This is a genomic window from Acholeplasma equirhinis (assembly GCF_017052655.1).
GTDB classification, from domain to species: domain Bacteria; phylum Bacillota_I; class Bacilli_A; order Acholeplasmatales; family Acholeplasmataceae; genus Acholeplasma; species Acholeplasma equirhinis.
Window position 1 is genome coordinate 628534 of sequence record NZ_JAFIDC010000001.1, and the last position, 14949, is coordinate 643482.

The 14949-nt window shown below is 30.8% G+C and carries 14 protein-coding genes and 2 riboswitches; of the genes, 6 read left to right on the forward strand and 8 right to left on the reverse strand.

Annotated elements, in window-relative coordinates; all coding sequences use genetic code 11:
• Positions 1-31 precede the first annotated feature (31 nt).
• Positions 32-182, reverse strand: a riboswitch (Lysine riboswitch).
• Positions 183-320: 138 nt separating this feature from the next.
• Entirely contained in the window at positions 321-893 is a 573-nt protein-coding gene (locus JV173_RS02875; RefSeq protein WP_205734789.1) for a LemA family protein, read from the forward strand.
• Positions 894-899: 6 nt separating this feature from the next.
• Positions 900-1724 (forward strand): hypothetical protein, encoded by an 825-nt coding sequence (locus tag JV173_RS02880; RefSeq protein WP_205734790.1) that lies wholly within the window; start codon positions 900-902, stop codon positions 1722-1724.
• Between the two features lie 25 nt (positions 1725-1749).
• Here the strand turns inward: JV173_RS02880 and JV173_RS02885 are convergent, their stop codons facing one another.
• The gene (locus JV173_RS02885) at positions 1750-3486 is read right to left on the reverse strand and encodes a bifunctional metallophosphatase/5'-nucleotidase (RefSeq protein WP_205734791.1); all 1737 of its coding nucleotides are present in this window, start codon (positions 3484-3486) and stop codon (positions 1750-1752) included.
• A gap of 54 nt (positions 3487-3540) precedes the next feature.
• The gene (locus JV173_RS02890; protein ID WP_205734792.1) at positions 3541-5058 is read right to left on the reverse strand and encodes a sensor domain-containing diguanylate cyclase; all 1518 of its coding nucleotides are present in this window, start codon (positions 5056-5058) and stop codon (positions 3541-3543) included.
• A gap of 173 nt (positions 5059-5231) precedes the next feature.
• Positions 5232-5309, forward strand: a riboswitch (cyclic di-GMP riboswitch).
• 43 nt (positions 5310-5352) lie between these two features.
• On the opposite strand from JV173_RS02890, the gene JV173_RS02895 reads away from it, so the two are divergent.
• Both JV173_RS02895 and JV173_RS02900 read left to right on the forward strand, forming a co-directional pair.
• Positions 5353-5943, forward strand: coding sequence for a hypothetical protein (locus JV173_RS02895; RefSeq protein WP_205734793.1), 591 nt, complete (start codon positions 5353-5355; stop codon positions 5941-5943).
• 12 nt (positions 5944-5955) lie between these two features.
• Positions 5956-7848, forward strand: a complete 1893-nt coding sequence (locus tag JV173_RS02900) for a hypothetical protein (RefSeq protein WP_205734794.1) — start codon at positions 5956-5958, stop codon at positions 7846-7848.
• 54 nt (positions 7849-7902) lie between these two features.
• On the opposite strand, the gene guaC is transcribed toward JV173_RS02900, so the two are convergent.
• Positions 7903-8880: a GMP reductase gene (gene guaC, locus JV173_RS02905; RefSeq protein ID WP_205734795.1), complete on the reverse strand. Its 978-nt coding sequence runs from the start codon at positions 8878-8880 to the stop codon at positions 7903-7905.
• Between the two features lie 74 nt (positions 8881-8954).
• Positions 8955-9665 carry an acyl-[acyl-carrier-protein] thioesterase gene (locus JV173_RS02910; protein WP_205734796.1) on the reverse strand — a complete coding sequence of 237 codons (711 nt, stop codon included), beginning with the start codon at positions 9663-9665 and terminating at the stop codon, positions 8955-8957.
• Positions 9666-9772: 107 nt separating this feature from the next.
• Here JV173_RS02910 and JV173_RS02915 point away from each other — a divergent pair, with 107 nt between their 5' ends.
• The gene (locus tag JV173_RS02915) at positions 9773-10144 is read left to right on the forward strand and encodes a hypothetical protein (RefSeq protein WP_205734797.1); all 372 of its coding nucleotides are present in this window, start codon (positions 9773-9775) and stop codon (positions 10142-10144) included.
• Positions 10145-10269: 125 nt separating this feature from the next.
• Positions 10270-10962 (forward strand): hypothetical protein, encoded by a 693-nt coding sequence (locus tag JV173_RS02920; protein ID WP_205734798.1) that lies wholly within the window; start codon positions 10270-10272, stop codon positions 10960-10962.
• 44 nt (positions 10963-11006) lie between these two features.
• Here the strand turns inward: JV173_RS02920 and fni are convergent, their stop codons facing one another.
• From fni to mvk, 4 genes are read right to left on the reverse strand one after another with little or no spacing between them, the layout of a single operon-like run.
• Positions 11007-11981: a type 2 isopentenyl-diphosphate Delta-isomerase gene (gene fni / locus JV173_RS02925; protein ID WP_205734799.1), complete on the reverse strand. Its 975-nt coding sequence runs from the start codon at positions 11979-11981 to the stop codon at positions 11007-11009.
• Positions 11968-13014, reverse strand: a complete 1047-nt coding sequence (locus tag JV173_RS02930) for a phosphomevalonate kinase (RefSeq protein ID WP_205734800.1) — start codon at positions 13012-13014, stop codon at positions 11968-11970. Before JV173_RS02930 ends, fni begins: the two co-directional genes overlap by 14 nt.
• Complete coding sequence (mvaD, locus tag JV173_RS02935) at positions 13011-13958, reverse strand: diphosphomevalonate decarboxylase (protein ID WP_205734801.1); 948 nt, start codon at positions 13956-13958, stop codon at positions 13011-13013. The genes JV173_RS02930 and mvaD overlap by 4 nt, the downstream gene beginning before the upstream one ends.
• A complete protein-coding gene (gene mvk / locus JV173_RS02940) occupies positions 13942-14895 on the reverse strand; it encodes a mevalonate kinase (protein ID WP_205734802.1) in 954 nt (317 codons plus the stop codon). The genes mvaD and mvk overlap by 17 nt, the downstream gene beginning before the upstream one ends.
• Positions 14896-14949 lie beyond the last annotated feature (54 nt).

Sequence of the window (14949 nt, forward strand, 5' to 3'; positions counted from 1 at the left end):
CAGTGATCGAACAACTAAACTCTTGCCTAGCCCCATAGAATGCGCACTTCATATAACATTAGGCTTGTTATATGAAACAGTGATGCATTTGTTCAATGCATCCCCAGCAAATAAAAATATTTGCTTCGGCGGTTACACCTTTCATCACTTACTATTTGTTAACCGCAGCCTCATTAAATGAGATGATTTAATTTAAAAACATTATAACATGTAAATGATATTTACAACTATAAATAAGCAATAAATCTTAAATTTCACAGATTTGATTTATAATTTTAGTAACAAAGGTACATTTATTAATCAAAAGGGGGAGATTTGAATTGAATAATAATAACCGTATTTTACTCATCGTAGGAGCAGTTTTACTGATTTTTGTAGTTATATTCGCAGGTGTCTGGATTGGTGCAGATACAGGAGCAGTTACTAAACGTAATGAAGTCTTGTTACGAAAGCAATCAATTTATACAGCTTATTTAGGTCGCTATGATAAAGTTCAATTTTATACTGATGCAATTAATTCAGCAGACCAACAAATTCTTTCACAAATTACATTATTAACTGAAGCAAGAGTTGCATTTGCACAAGCAAATAATAATTTAAACTTTGAACAAGCAGACGATCAAATTGAAGTAATAGAAAATACTTTTATTTCACTCGTTTCTTATATGGAACAAAATCCATCTAACTGGACGACTCTTGGTATAACTGAAGATTTCATTCAAGAATTCTCTGCATCTACAAATATGATTACCAATGCAATTGAAACATATAATGAAGCAGTCACTGATTATCATAATCATATAGAAGTTATTCCTAATAGATGGTTTTTAGGATCTTATACACATGTTGAATTTTATCAAATTCCAAGCCTTTCAACAGTTATTCCTTCATAAAATTAAATGATAATAGCTAAATTAACTAAGGTTTTATTTTCAAGTATGCTATTTAGCATGCTTTTAACCTTAGTTGCATGTGCAACTCCATATCGATCGCTTGATCAACCGACACAAGAATTTTATATAAACGATGCTGCGGATGCACTACTTCAATCTACCAAATGGTATATCTATGTGAATGGTGAAACATACTACGAAAGTACATTGAATGATTCTACGATAACTAATGATCTAGAAGGTGTTCAAATTGTAGTTGCTACACATATTGGTGAAGTAGGTTCAATTAATACAACAAAAATCTTTAATGATTTTGGTGTAGGTAAAAATAATTTAGGAATTATGATATTCCTATTTTATGATGAAGTTGATGGTAATCTGGTCTTTAAAGAACTTGTTTTTGAAATTGGTATTAAAATGATGGAATATCTATCTGCATTTGAAGCTTCATCAATTATTGATGACTATTTTTATAACGATCCAATTATTGAAGATGTTGATGAGGCAATCATAAATTTATACTTCGAACTGATTTATGTTACTTCAAATAAACTATATGGTTGGAGTTATAGTTATGTTTCATATAATTACTATCACATTTATGACTATTTTGAAGAAAAATATTCTTTCACAAAACCACTTCCAAGTGAAGATTCAATTTGGGGATTCCAATTAGATTTATGGCAAGTCATATTAATTATGATTGGATTAGTTGTCATACTAGGTGTTGGTGGTAGATTCTTTTTCCCAATTGTCTTTTCTATGTTAGGCTTTGGCTCTAATAATAGAGGTGGTGGAGGTCAATCAAGAGGTTATTGGTTTAGAAAGTAAAAGGAGCAAACTTGCTCCTTTTTTATTATATAAAATACTCTTTTCTTGGCAAATAAACTGAACTAAATGTTTTTAAATTACTATCAAAAATTATTTCAAGATTTGTGGTCCAAACAGTTGCTCCATTATCCTTTTGATTTCTTATGACTTCTGCCATAACATCTAAAAGTGTTTCACCTGTAAAGACAATCTCCTCACCATTTTTAAATGACTCATTATTACCAAATATGTAGTCATTTGTTGCAACTTTATAGTATGTATTAGGATTAATCGATCCTAAACCCGATCTATAAACGACACCAACACCACTTAATTGGTTAATTACACTACCTTTAACTTTAACGGTCACAATTGTATTATCAAAAGGTGAAATTTGGAATAGTTTAGCATAACTTAGTCCCTCGCCATATGAAATGCTTGTTCTTGTACCACCAAAGTTATGAATACCAATATCACTATTTGTATAAATTTGCATCATTTTAGCTAAATAATATGTTAAATCATTTTGAGAATAATAATCTCCTGAATTTAAAATTGGAACATATAAATCTTCAATTTCTTCTACATATGAATTCACTAAATTTTTAATTGATTGATTTTCTTGATTGAGTTTAGGTTCATTATATCGATTTAGATTAACTGCATCAGAATTAATTACACCTAAATTTCTATCATAAGTTAATGTAACTTTACCCAAATTTGTACCATTGGCTCCAGATTGAATGGTATGAACAACACCATGTGAAGTATTTGTATCCCTTACATAAGCATAATGTGTATGTCCATTGAAGATTGCATCAATACGTTTATTACCTGTAAAAGCTGCGACTTGATTGTTATAAAAAGATGCGTCTTGGTGATTAATTGCAACTACAATATCAGCACCTTCTTCTAATCTTACATATTCAGCCCAGTAACCAGTTAATTCAACTGGATCAGTAAAATAATAATCTTGTATTCTTGGATATGAAATTGAACTTTCTAGTCCATAACCAATCGTACCAATTACTGCAATTTTAACACCAGCTTTTTCAATAATTGTATACGGTTCAACATCAACATGACGCTCATTTGTAGTTTTTTCATAGACATTGGCACCTAAAAGTGGGAAGTTTGCTTGTAGTACATTTTCACCATTGAAATATTGTGTAACAACATTAAAACCCCAGTCAAATTCATGATTACCAACAACATACGCATCAAGTTGCATATGATTTAGAATGTCAATTGTGCTTGCACCATCATACCAGTTAGATAAAATTTGTCCTTGAACAATATCACCACCAGATAAAAAGATTGTTTTATTTGGTCTTAATGTTTTAGCTTCTAAAACGACGTTACTAATTTTAGATAATCCAATGGAATCACCATCTTCTAAAATCGCACCATGCAAGTCATTAATATAATAAAATTCAAAATCAATGACTTCTTCATCTTCGCCAGAATCTTTTAATTCAACTTTAACACTTGCAGTAGATTCGTATTTAACTGATTGATAAGTGACAGTAAATGTAATTTCATAACTTCCAACAGTTGTATATTGAACTTTTGCATCACTATACATTAAAAGTGATTTTAAATTGATATCACCAGGTTGATATGTTACAGATACAAGATCTTTATAAATCGGTTTATTATCACCAATATAGTGAATAATCTCATCTGGATGTTCAAAATATACACCAGGTGTAATTTCTTCATTACATGCAGTTATTGTAATACCAATAATGAGTGCACATAAAATAAGTATGATTTTTTTCATTATGTACCAACTTTCCTCCACTATTATACTATAAAAAAATAGAGAATTACTTCTCTATTCTTCAAAAATCTTCATATCATCTTTAGTTAAGTGCTTTACTTGATACATTGCAATATCTGCTTTATGCATTAAATCTCGTAAATTTTGACCGTGAAGTGGGAATATTGCAGTACCAATCGATGCTGTAATTTGAATGCTTTGTTTTTGAATTTTTAATTCTTTTCTTAAAACGCTTGCAACTTTTTGAATTTCAGAGGTCAATTCTTCTTGATATCCTCGATAGTGCAGTAATAATACAAATTCATCTCCACCATACCTGGCTGCAAAATTACTTCCAGAAACAAGTGTATTTAATCTTGTTCCTATTTCTTTTAAGATTTCATCCCCAGTATCATGACCGTATAGATCATTAAATTGTTTAAAGTCATCTAAATCAATCGTAACAATTGCAAAACTTTCTCTATTTTCCACTTTAGAATTAAAGTGTTTAATAAATAATCTTCTGTTTGGTAGTTCAGTTAATGAGTCATAATATGCATATCTATCAAGTTTTTCTTTTAACTCATAAATCTCTGTTATATCTGTAAGTGAAATGATTTTAAGTGTCTCTTCTAATTGTTGAACGATGGATATGGATAATAATGAATGTAGTATTTCTCCATCGTATCTAAGCACTGGAACTTCTTTATTAAAAACATCATGAGGATTTGCATCAAATTGTCGAGTATTCGGTCGATCTTTCACCAAATCAAACATTCGAATTTGTGAATAATGCTTTCCAATTAAATCTTTTTTCGAATATCCTAACTCTCTGATAAGTGTTTCATTTACATCAAGTACAATATCAGTTTCTAAATCCATCATCATCATTGAAAGTGGTGATTGACTGAAAATCGTTTTAAATTTATTTTGTTCATAAGCCATTTGTTGGAATGATTTATCGTTAATAAGTAAATTTAAATTAATAATCATGATTGTAAAGATAATGTAATAAATAAGGATAATGTTATAATCGGTACTATTTGCCAAATGATATGTCGAGTTACTATCTGCAAAAAATGCATTAATAATTCTACTTAACGCAATAAATGCAAGTGCAAACATAAATGAAGCTGTCATAATAATGCTATGATTAGTTTCTTTCTTACGACTTTTTAACAAGAAAAATGCACCTTTTAATGAGATTGCTAAATATGCTACATTTAATGCAATTAACGAGAATGTAATATTTATATTAAACGAATTGAAATAAATAATAGAAATAGCTGCTAGTAACATTAAAATTGATTCTTCATAGTAGTTTGTAAATTTATCAAAGAATCGATTAATTCCAACTAATATTGAGAATAAACCACCTAAGACTAAAATCCCACTGATAGGTACAGTGAAGTCTTTTAAATTAGCATCTGAAAATATTGAAATAATGATACCAAGTGTATGTAAAAATACACCTGTGATCCAACTTTTTATCCCTGAGTATTTTTTACCGACTTTAATATACGATTGAACTAACAATAAACAAGTCGCTATTGCTATTAACAGACAGGTTGCAATGATTGATGTAAAAATCATATATCTCCCTTACATGATTTAAATGTGTTAAATTGATTATAGCAAAATATTTCTAATTTCAATGATTTAGATACTATAAAAAAAGAACTCTGTTCTTGTTTATAGGGTATATGATTGCTATAATGTGTATTTTGCTTTACTTTTAATAGTTTATGATAAAATTATTTAATAAAAACATCAATCGGCAAACTTAGGGCAACCTAAGGACGCAAAGCTATAGGGTCTTTAATTTAAGACAGCCAGTTGCAACTTCTAGTAAGTTAAAACTGCTGTCTTTTTTTGGGGAAAAGTGACATGAGAGTTAGATTACCAATCATTATTTTAATCTTGCTTTGTATATTAGTTGGGGGAACTTCATTTGCATTTTGGACGTATACAAACTTAAATGAAGGTTATTCAATTGAGAATAACCGTGTAACTGTAGGTACAGCTAAAGATGCAACAACAACTGTAGATTTTTCATATTTAGGTTCTGCTAATTATAAATTAGTCCCTTTTGGTCGTGCACAAGATGCAGAACCTGGAGCAGTTGAATATGTTTTATTATCTTATGAAATTAATTGGACGAATGATGAAGATTCAGCCATCATTCCTGAAGGAACCTCGTTTGATTTAATTGTTCAAATTGACAATGTCACACCGAACAATCAGTTACTTGCATCACTGTTGAATATAAGTTATCAGGTTGGGGGATCAGAACCGATCGGTTTAACCGGTGAGTCTGTTCTTGATAACTTACAGGGGACAATAGTTATCAATGGTGATGCAGTAATGGTCTATGTTTTAGTTACTCTAACTAATCCAGAATCAATTAGTGATTACGATCAAATTGTTGGTGAAATTATTATTTTTGATGTTATCTTTACAGTTTCAGAACCATCTTAAGGGGAGAGTTTGATGGATAAATTGAGATTTGATAAATTAAAATCTCTTGTAACAGCACTTGTCATATCGGCATGTATTTTAACGACGTCTGTTTCTTTTGCTTATTGGGTTAATGTCATTAATGGTGATCAAAATGTTGCAACCAATAATAACATTTCAATTCCTTCTTGGAACTATTTAATTGATGTTCCACCTGAAGGTGTACCAGAATATAACCCAAATGGTGTGTATCAAGAAGGTGACCTTGTTTGGTATACTGGTGTCATTTATGTTATTAGACATGGTGGTTATCATCAAACGACACCTCCTGGTCAACCTTATGGTGCATTTAAAGATATTTCAATGTTTTACTTACCTACAAATACATATGATTCTGGTGAAGTTGTTGCATATCAAGGTAACTTCTATCAAGTGACAAATGGTGGTATCGCAAACGATAGAGCACCAATTATCGGCAAAGGGTGGACAATTTTTAACTTTGCCATTCTAGAATATAATCCAACTTTTGAATACTCATTAAATCATTATGTATTTTATGATGATATTATCTACAAAGTTGTCAACGTTGGTGATGCAAAAGATGCAGCAAACCCTACAACATTAAAGGGTTGGGAACGTTATAACTTTGGTATAAGATCTTATGATAACTCAATTAAATACACAGTTAATGATGTTGTTGTTTATAATGGAAGTCTTTATTATGTAACAAATGCAACAAATGCAAGTGCAAACAATCCAGCAACACTCAATGGTTGGGATACATTTAATAAACCAATTTCTGAATACGTTTTAAATAAGAACTATCCGGAGGGTACACTAGTTAATTATCAAGGTTATATATATGAAGTAATGGATTTTTATTATAAATCTGCAAGTCCTGCTGGAAATATTAACTGGCAACGTAAAAATGTATATTTCCCTGAATATCAAGCAGGCTCTCAATACGATATCAATTCATATGTTAAATACAATGGGCAAGTTTACCGTGCAAAGTGGAATAATAATCAAAATCCATCGAATGCTGCTTGGGAAGTTGTTAATATTCAACCTTATAATCCAAATACAACATACACTCTAAATCAATTTGTAACATATAATGGTAAATATTACCAAGTTGTTAACGCTGATAATGCAAACATATCAGCTCCGGGTGAAATGTACAATGCTTGGAACTTAATCGATACGAATGATTATTCACCTACAAATGTATATACTTCAACAAATATTGTTTACCATAATGGCACATACTATAAACCTCAAAATGTAGCTAGAGCTAATCAGTATGAACCGGGTACACAACCTGATTCATGGGTTATGGTTGGTTCAGATCAATATGATCCATTCAAAACATATCAAGTTGGTAACTATGCAATCTACGAAGGTAGATACTATAAAGTCGTAAATGAAACAAATGCCAATATGTCAGCACCAGGTGAAATGTATAATGCTTGGAATGAAGTTGGTACTTATGAATATAATCCAACAAATGTTTATCTAGCAGGTGACTTTGTTTATTATGAAAATAATCTTTACAGAGTACAAGATGCAGCAAGAGCTAATCAGTTCGTACCTGGCACAGCATATAACGCATGGAATCAAATCAATACCAATGAATGGCGTTGGTTTAATGTTTATGTTGCGAATGACCATGTTGTTTATAATGCTCGTGTATTTAGAGTACAAAATGTAGCAAACGCGCAACAAACGATACCTGGTTCTATTCCAAATGCTTGGAATGAAGTTGGTACTTATGCTTATAAGACATTCAATGTGTATTCGCCTGGTAATATTATTGTTTATAAAAATATTGCCTATGAAGCAATCTTAGGTTCTCAAGGTATTGAGCCAGATGCACTAAATGGTGCAACTTATTGGAAACACTATATTCCTGCAAACCAACAATAATATAAAACCCTAGTTCAAGTCGAACTAGGGTTCTTTTATTTAAGTTAACTTTAATTAGATCCAATCACCATTAAAAATTGAATTCTTAACAACGACATAATCAACTTTTCTGATTGCTTCGATATCTTTACCACCGGCATAAGATATCGATGATTGTAAATCTTCTCTCATTTCCTTTAGGGTATCTTCAATCTTACCTTTATATGGTATTAAAATCTTTTTACCTTCAACATTGATTCTTTCACCCTTTTGATACTCAGATGCAGAACCAAAGTATTCTTTCATCTTTTCACCATTAATTTCAAGGGTTCTTCCTGGTGATTCTTCATGACCTGCAAATAAGAATCCAATCATGATCATCGATGCACCAAATCGAATGGATTTTGCAATATCACCATGGGTTCTAATACCACCATCAGCAATTAATGGTTTTCTAGCAGCTTTTGAACATCTTGATAGTGCAGCTAATTGCCAACCACCTGTACCAAAACCTGTTTTAACTTTTGTAATACATACTTTACCAGGTCCAACACCGATTTTAGTCGCATCTGCACCAGCATTTTCAAGCTCACGTACTGCTTCTGGTGTTGCAACATTACCAGCAATTAAGAAACTTTCTGGTAAATGTTCTTTTATAAAATGAATCATTTCAATGACAGTTTCCGCATGCCCATGCGCAACATCAATAGTAATATAATCAGGTATTAGGTTTAAACGTTTAAGTTCTAAAACAAAATCATACTCTTTTGGTTTAACACCTACAGAGATTGAAGTATATAATCCTTCTTTAATCATCTCTTGCATGAATGGAATACGTTTCTCCTCTTCAAAACGATGCATGATGTAAAAATATCCGTTACGAGCTAACCATTTTGCGAGATTTTCATCAATAATGGTTCCCATATTGGCAGGTACTACGGGTAATTTAAAAGTAACCTTTCCAAACTGAATCGATGTGTCACATTCACTTCTTGATTTCACGATACATTTAGAAGGAATTAACTGTATATCTTCATAATCAAATACTTGCATATCAACCTCTCCTTTACCTAACAACAAAATCATTATATCTTATGTAAGAAGAGATTACAAAGAAAAAGTAATGCTTATTTTTTGAATTCAAAAACTGCATAAATTTTTCGTTCTTTATTTAAAAATAAAACAACATATGAATCAGGAGTTTTTTGTGTCACTAATGTCATCTCATCAAACATGACAAAAGGAAGTTTGTGTTCTGCAAAAAGTCTATTAAATTCAAACTCAAGTGGAAGTTGATTTACTGCAAACTCTATATAAAAAGCATTGTTTAAATGTTGAAAATAATCTATATGAGATGGTTGAACTGTAATTTTTACTTCTTTTACAAATTCAAACTCACGATTCAAATCAATTTTTCTTCCAACAAAATTCATTTCGTATTTGTGATGTTCACCAATACCTTTTAATTGTTCTTCTGACATTCTATAAGGTTTTAATGTATCAAGATTTATAAAAGATCCTAAACTATACGATTCGATCAATGGCTTACCATATTCATCATATATAATTGTATTTCTGTAACCATAAAATGCATTAGTTTCCGTTGGAAACGAATGAATCTCTAATTGGTCTTTATATTTTGGCCATCTTTTAATTTCAACATATCTAAAATTAAGTACAATTGAATAATCTGCTTTTTCAGTAGCAAAATCTGTTTTAGTTACTTTTTCAATATCTTTCCCTTCAACATCTTGAATAAGATTAATTAAATCGCTTGGTCTGATTTTAAAGTTATATCCAATTTCAGATGTTTGAATCGTTCTTTTTTCTATTGTCATAATATCACCTATGTTTTCATTATAGTTAAAATATTTGATTTTCTCAAATAAAGGGTATTTAAGTTTTATCATTTTATGATACGATATTTATAGGCAAGGTGAATATAATGAATTTTTTACTTAAGTTAATTTTAAATCGTTTTATACTATCGATATTAATTATCTTTTTATTTGCACTTGATTTTAAGTTCTTAACAATCAGTCCTTTAAGATATTATTCTTTAAATCAACCAGAAGTTGCAGCAACTGAATATTATGAAGTTGAACTTGGAGCAGCTAAAATATATGTATACATTTCTTATGATGGTTCTAATATTCACTTAGTTCCAACGGATAATTTACCAGATGGTACAACAATAGAAAATCCAACAATGGTTGCATGGTACTACTATGGATTAGCACTTGCACTTGCGAATATTATCCCATGGAAATGGTTTACAAAATCGGATAAACCCAAAGATAAAAAGAAGAAAAAATAACTGAACATAACGTGTTCAGTTTTTCTTTATTAAAGCACTTTAATTTATTTTGATATTCAAATGGTTTATAATTAAGTTAAAGAGCAATAACTTTCAAATAAATCAAAAAGGGGAGGTTTATTATTTTGAAAAGTCTTTTGTCTACGCTTAAAAGTTTCGCAGAATCCCAATTAGGGCTTGTAGTTGTTATCGTGATGGCTGTGATCCAACTTTCATTGTTTAACGCATTACTTACAATGAATTTCACATTTAATGTCTCGGTATTAGGTGGTTGGTTATCAACACTTGTCGTTGGATTTGCAATTATTTGGGCACAATGGAAGGGTAAAGTACTTCTATCGCATTTACTTTTAGCATTATTATTTGCTGATGCTTTAAGAAATTTTGTAGTTGCATTAATTGGTTTGAACTTTGGTGCGGCATTTGATTTACAACTATTACTATCACTTGTATCATTCTTATATACAGGTTTAGTCGTACTTGCTGAATTAATGCTCGGTAAAACAACAGCTGCTAAAATTCAAAAGGAAGATTTATTACCTCTTGCGATTTTCGCTGCAGCAGTTTACTTTAGTGCAGGTTGGTCATTAGTCTTACTTTCATTAATTCCTGTTGTCATTGCACTTCTACTTGGTTCAAGAGTTGTTGCATTCTTATTTGCAGCAGCTACTGCACTTGGTTCAACCTTAGGTTATGTAAATGCAATCATGGTAGATGCTACTATGCTTTCAAATTACTTATTATTAGCTTTATTTATTGTAGCACTGATATTCTTAGTGATGCCTTTAATGAAAGCTATTCAAAACCAAGAAGCTTAATTATTTCAAAATAAAAAGAAACCACCTGTCAAAAGGTGGTTTTTTTAATCGATAAGTTCATATTTAACTTTTGGTAAGTCTTTGATAGATTTTGCTCCAATTATGATCATAATCTTCTTTAAATCGTTAACGAATTCTTCTACGCGTTTGATAGCTTCATCAAATTCTAAGAACGTTAAATCTAAAAAGCATCTAGAAAGTCCAACAGCTTTCGCACCAAGTATCAATGCCTTAATGACATCGAGTGGATTTCTTACACCACCTGATGCATAAATTGATACATCATCATCTTTTTCTAGTTTCATAAGAATTTCTGCAGTATCTAAATTAAATTCATTTAGATAATCATATGATTTACCACTTCTTGCTTCTTCAATCTTAAGAAAAGATGTGCCACCACTGCCAGCAACATCAATGTGTTTAATGCCTAATCTCTTAAGTTTTGAAATAGTTGATAAAGATAAACCCATACCAACTTCTTTAACAATTAAAGGTACATCAATAACATCTTTAATTTTTTTAATATTCTCAGTCCAATCAGAAAAATCTCTATCACCTTCTGGCATCACAAGTTCTTGAATCACATTTAAGTGTATAGAAAGTGCATTTGCAGAAATTAAGTTGATTGCTTCAAGTGCTTGTGAAACTGAAGCATTTGCATTTAAATTTGAAACAACAATACCTTGATGATTTTTTCTAATAATTTCAAATGAAGGTTTAGATGCTTCATCTTTGAAAATGATTGATTGACTACCAGTTACCATTGGTAAATTAAAGTGATTTGCTAGACGTGATAAAAATTCATTAATACGATGTCCATTTGCTGAACCACCTGTCATTGCATTAATATAAATTGGATAAGGCACTTTATATCCAAGGAACTCGGTATTTAATTCAATTTGATCCATGGATAAATCAGGAAGGTCTAATGCTTCTAATCTTATTTTATCGAATGCATTTTTCTTAACTTCCTGTTTTAAAGCAAGTTCAATATGTTCGTCTTTTCTATTTTTGCTCATTATACTCCCAAACATTTAATTCAAGTGGTGTTAAACCAGCTTTAAACCAAGCATCTTGAACTAATATTCTTTGATTTTTATTTTGTGCAATCGCGAATCCACAATCACCAAATCCTGCTCCAGATGTTTTTGCAGGTAAACCATAATCTGATGCAATTTGCATCATCTTTTTAAATGGGCTTGATTCTATGATAATACCACTTTTAGATTGTAAATCAAGTAATTGGTCTCGATACATTTCAAGCATATATTTAGTCGTGAAATAATCATTTCTTACTAGTGCTTCTTTAAACTGTGTAACAATGAGTTTAGTTTTGTTTAAGAATGTTGCATACCAAGGTGATTGATTAATTGTTTGCATCTTGCCAACCATCTGTGAAGTTGATTGAGATATTCCACTGTAACAAATTGCGAGTTCAAACGGTGGTTTAGGTAATCGAGTAATTTTTAAGAATGGCCAAGTTAAAGTCATAACCTCATCTAATTTCCCCTTATGATTCATCACCCAAATCAAATCATAACGTGTATAGTGTACCCACCCACCAAAGATTGATGCTGCAAGTTCTCCACCTGATGAAATATCATTAATTTCAATTTGAGCAAGTACTGCTAATTTAAATAAGTCTAATTTTTTTATTTTAACGTTGTGATAATCTAAAATACCTTTAATTACAGATACAACAACTGCACCTGATGAACCCAAACCATATTTTTGATTTTCTTCTGTTGTTAATTCAGATGATAAATTAATTGAATAGACTTTAGGTTCCACTTGTTTATAATTTAAATATAAATGAGCAACATAAACTGCAGCTTTTGCATGTGTTAATGTATCATATACAAATACTGGAAGTTTATCTGATAACATCCATTTAAAATGACCTAGTTCAGAAGAAAATTCATAAGTTTTTGATGCATCAACTGTGACATTAATAAACTTATCAACTGCAACTAAAACCGCTTCATTACCAGGTTTAAGTACAGAATATTCACCAATAATATATAGTTTTCCCGGTACTTTAAGAGAAATCATAAAAGATGCACTCCTTTACCTTCATAACAAACAACGACATGGCAAATCTTTTCATAATAACTTATAACGTCTTTGATATTTTCTTTTTTAACGATAATTTTCACATTTGGACCTGCATCCATGGTAGCATAAACTTTGTGTCCTTGACTACGTAACCATTTAGTCAAATCTAAAATTTCATGACTTGTTTCATTTAAATACTTCACACCAGTTTTAGAAATCAGTTCATGCATCAAAGTTGCATGAAGTTCAGCAGTTTTCCCCATTGCTTCAAAATCAACTTGATTAATTGCAAATACCATGTCATTTAGTAACATATTAGTTTTTGAAATCCAATCTGATTTTAATTCAGGAAATTCTTCTAATACATTCATTGCAGATCGTGAATCAATCTTTTTCTCTCTTTGATCGACCATACAAATTAACATAGCCATATCTGAAAAACCTTTGATAGGTTCAGCAAAACTTGTTATATGATCATAACCTTCATGCCAAATTGAAAATCCATCATAAATGGAACGAGCAGCTGAACCTGAACCAAATCTTGCAAGTGCAGATAGTGCTTTAGGTTCTAAGTGAATGTCATAACTTTCCGTTGCAGCAAGCGCAAGTGCTGCAAAAGCTGATGAGCTTGATGCAATACCAGCTTTTTTAGGTACATAATTGTAAGAAATAATTTCAGCAAAATAAGGGATATTGTATAGATGTCTTACCATATCCATAAAAGTTTTTACACGCTCAAGTTCAGGACCAGTAATAAATTTATCATCAATATAAAGATGATCTTCTGTTAATAAAGGTTTATATTCAACTGAAGTTTTTGTATAAAATTTATCCACAGTAAAACTTAAAGATGAAGTTAATGGTAAGTTCCATTTTTTATCTTTTTTTCCCCAATATTTAATTAAAGCAATATTTACATGTGCTTTAGCTGTTTTCTTCATGAATAATTTCCTTTAAATCATAGAACCAAGTTGTCACTGCACCACTTGCTTTTAACGCTTCTGAAATGATAACAGCTTGTTCTGTATTTTTGGCAAGAGCAATCATACAACCCCCCTTTCCACCACCAGTTAGTTTAGCTCCTAATGCACCAGATTTAATTGCAACATCAACTAATTCTTCTAACTTTTCATCTGAGACATGGATACTTCTTAAAAGTTGATGTGCTTCGGTCATAGCTAAACCTAAACGTATCACTTCGTTATTCTCTAAATAAGTTTTAACTTCTTTTGTTAATTCTTCTAATCGATCAATTATTGGGTTAACAACGGTAGGATTTTCATTCCAAAGTTTTCTAACCTCTGTCACAGCTTCTTTTGTTAAACCCTCTTTACCTGTATCTGCTACAACAATAACAGCATCCATTTGTAAAGGAATAATACTTTTACCTAAATCCTTTTGGTAAAAAACAGCTTTACCTGTTGTAATTGTTGAAGCATCTAATCCGCTTGGATTCACATGATAAATTTGTTCTGCTAAATCAACAAAATGATTTAATTGATCTATTGTCAAATCAACCTCAAATGCATCAAATAAACTTCTTACAACTGCAATCGAAACAGCTGCTGAAGAACCTAATCCCCTTTGAGAAGGCAAATTTGAATCTATTTTAATATGAAATCCATTTAGTGGTTGTTTTAAATAATCGAGTACAAGTTTAATAAGTTCTTTAATACCGAATAAATTGTCTGGTGCATCTTCTAAAAAACCTTGAAAATAAATACAATCAATGGTGATAGGTTTATCAGTTTTATAAATTTTAGAAGTGATTTGTACTTGCGTAAATGGTAAAGCGATTGCCGGTTTACCATAAACAACTGAATGTTCTCCCATCAAAATGATCTTCCCGCTTGCAACCCCTTGTCCAAAATCCACCATAAATTTCGCTCGCTTTCTATAATCATTATATCATAATATGATACAATGAAAATA

Excerpts from the sequence above, each read along its gene's own strand:
- JV173_RS02890 (WP_205734792.1), bottom strand. The coding sequence starts at position 5,058 with ATGATTTTTACATCAATCATTGCAACCTGTCTGTTAATAGCAATAGCG.
- JV173_RS02880 (WP_205734790.1), top strand. The coding sequence starts at position 900 with ATGATAATAGCTAAATTAACTAAGGTTTTATTTTCAAGTATGCTATTT.
- mvk (WP_205734802.1), bottom strand. The coding sequence starts at position 14,895 with ATGGTGGATTTTGGACAAGGGGTTGCAAGCGGGAAGATCATTTTGATG.
- guaC (WP_205734795.1), bottom strand. The coding sequence starts at position 8,880 with ATGCAAGTATTTGATTATGAAGATATACAGTTAATTCCTTCTAAATGT.
- mvaD (WP_205734801.1), bottom strand. The coding sequence starts at position 13,958 with ATGAAGAAAACAGCTAAAGCACATGTAAATATTGCTTTAATTAAATAT.
- fni (WP_205734799.1), bottom strand. The coding sequence starts at position 11,981 with ATGAGCAAAAATAGAAAAGACGAACATATTGAACTTGCTTTAAAACAG.
- JV173_RS02930 (WP_205734800.1), bottom strand. The coding sequence starts at position 13,014 with ATGATTTCTCTTAAAGTACCGGGAAAACTATATATTATTGGTGAATAT.
- JV173_RS02910 (WP_205734796.1), bottom strand. The coding sequence starts at position 9,665 with ATGACAATAGAAAAAAGAACGATTCAAACATCTGAAATTGGATATAAC.
- JV173_RS02885 (WP_205734791.1), bottom strand. The coding sequence starts at position 3,486 with ATGAAAAAAATCATACTTATTTTATGTGCACTCATTATTGGTATTACA.
- JV173_RS02895 (WP_205734793.1), top strand. The coding sequence starts at position 5,353 with ATGAGAGTTAGATTACCAATCATTATTTTAATCTTGCTTTGTATATTA.
- JV173_RS02900 (WP_205734794.1), top strand. The coding sequence starts at position 5,956 with ATGGATAAATTGAGATTTGATAAATTAAAATCTCTTGTAACAGCACTT.
- JV173_RS02915 (WP_205734797.1), top strand. The coding sequence starts at position 9,773 with ATGAATTTTTTACTTAAGTTAATTTTAAATCGTTTTATACTATCGATA.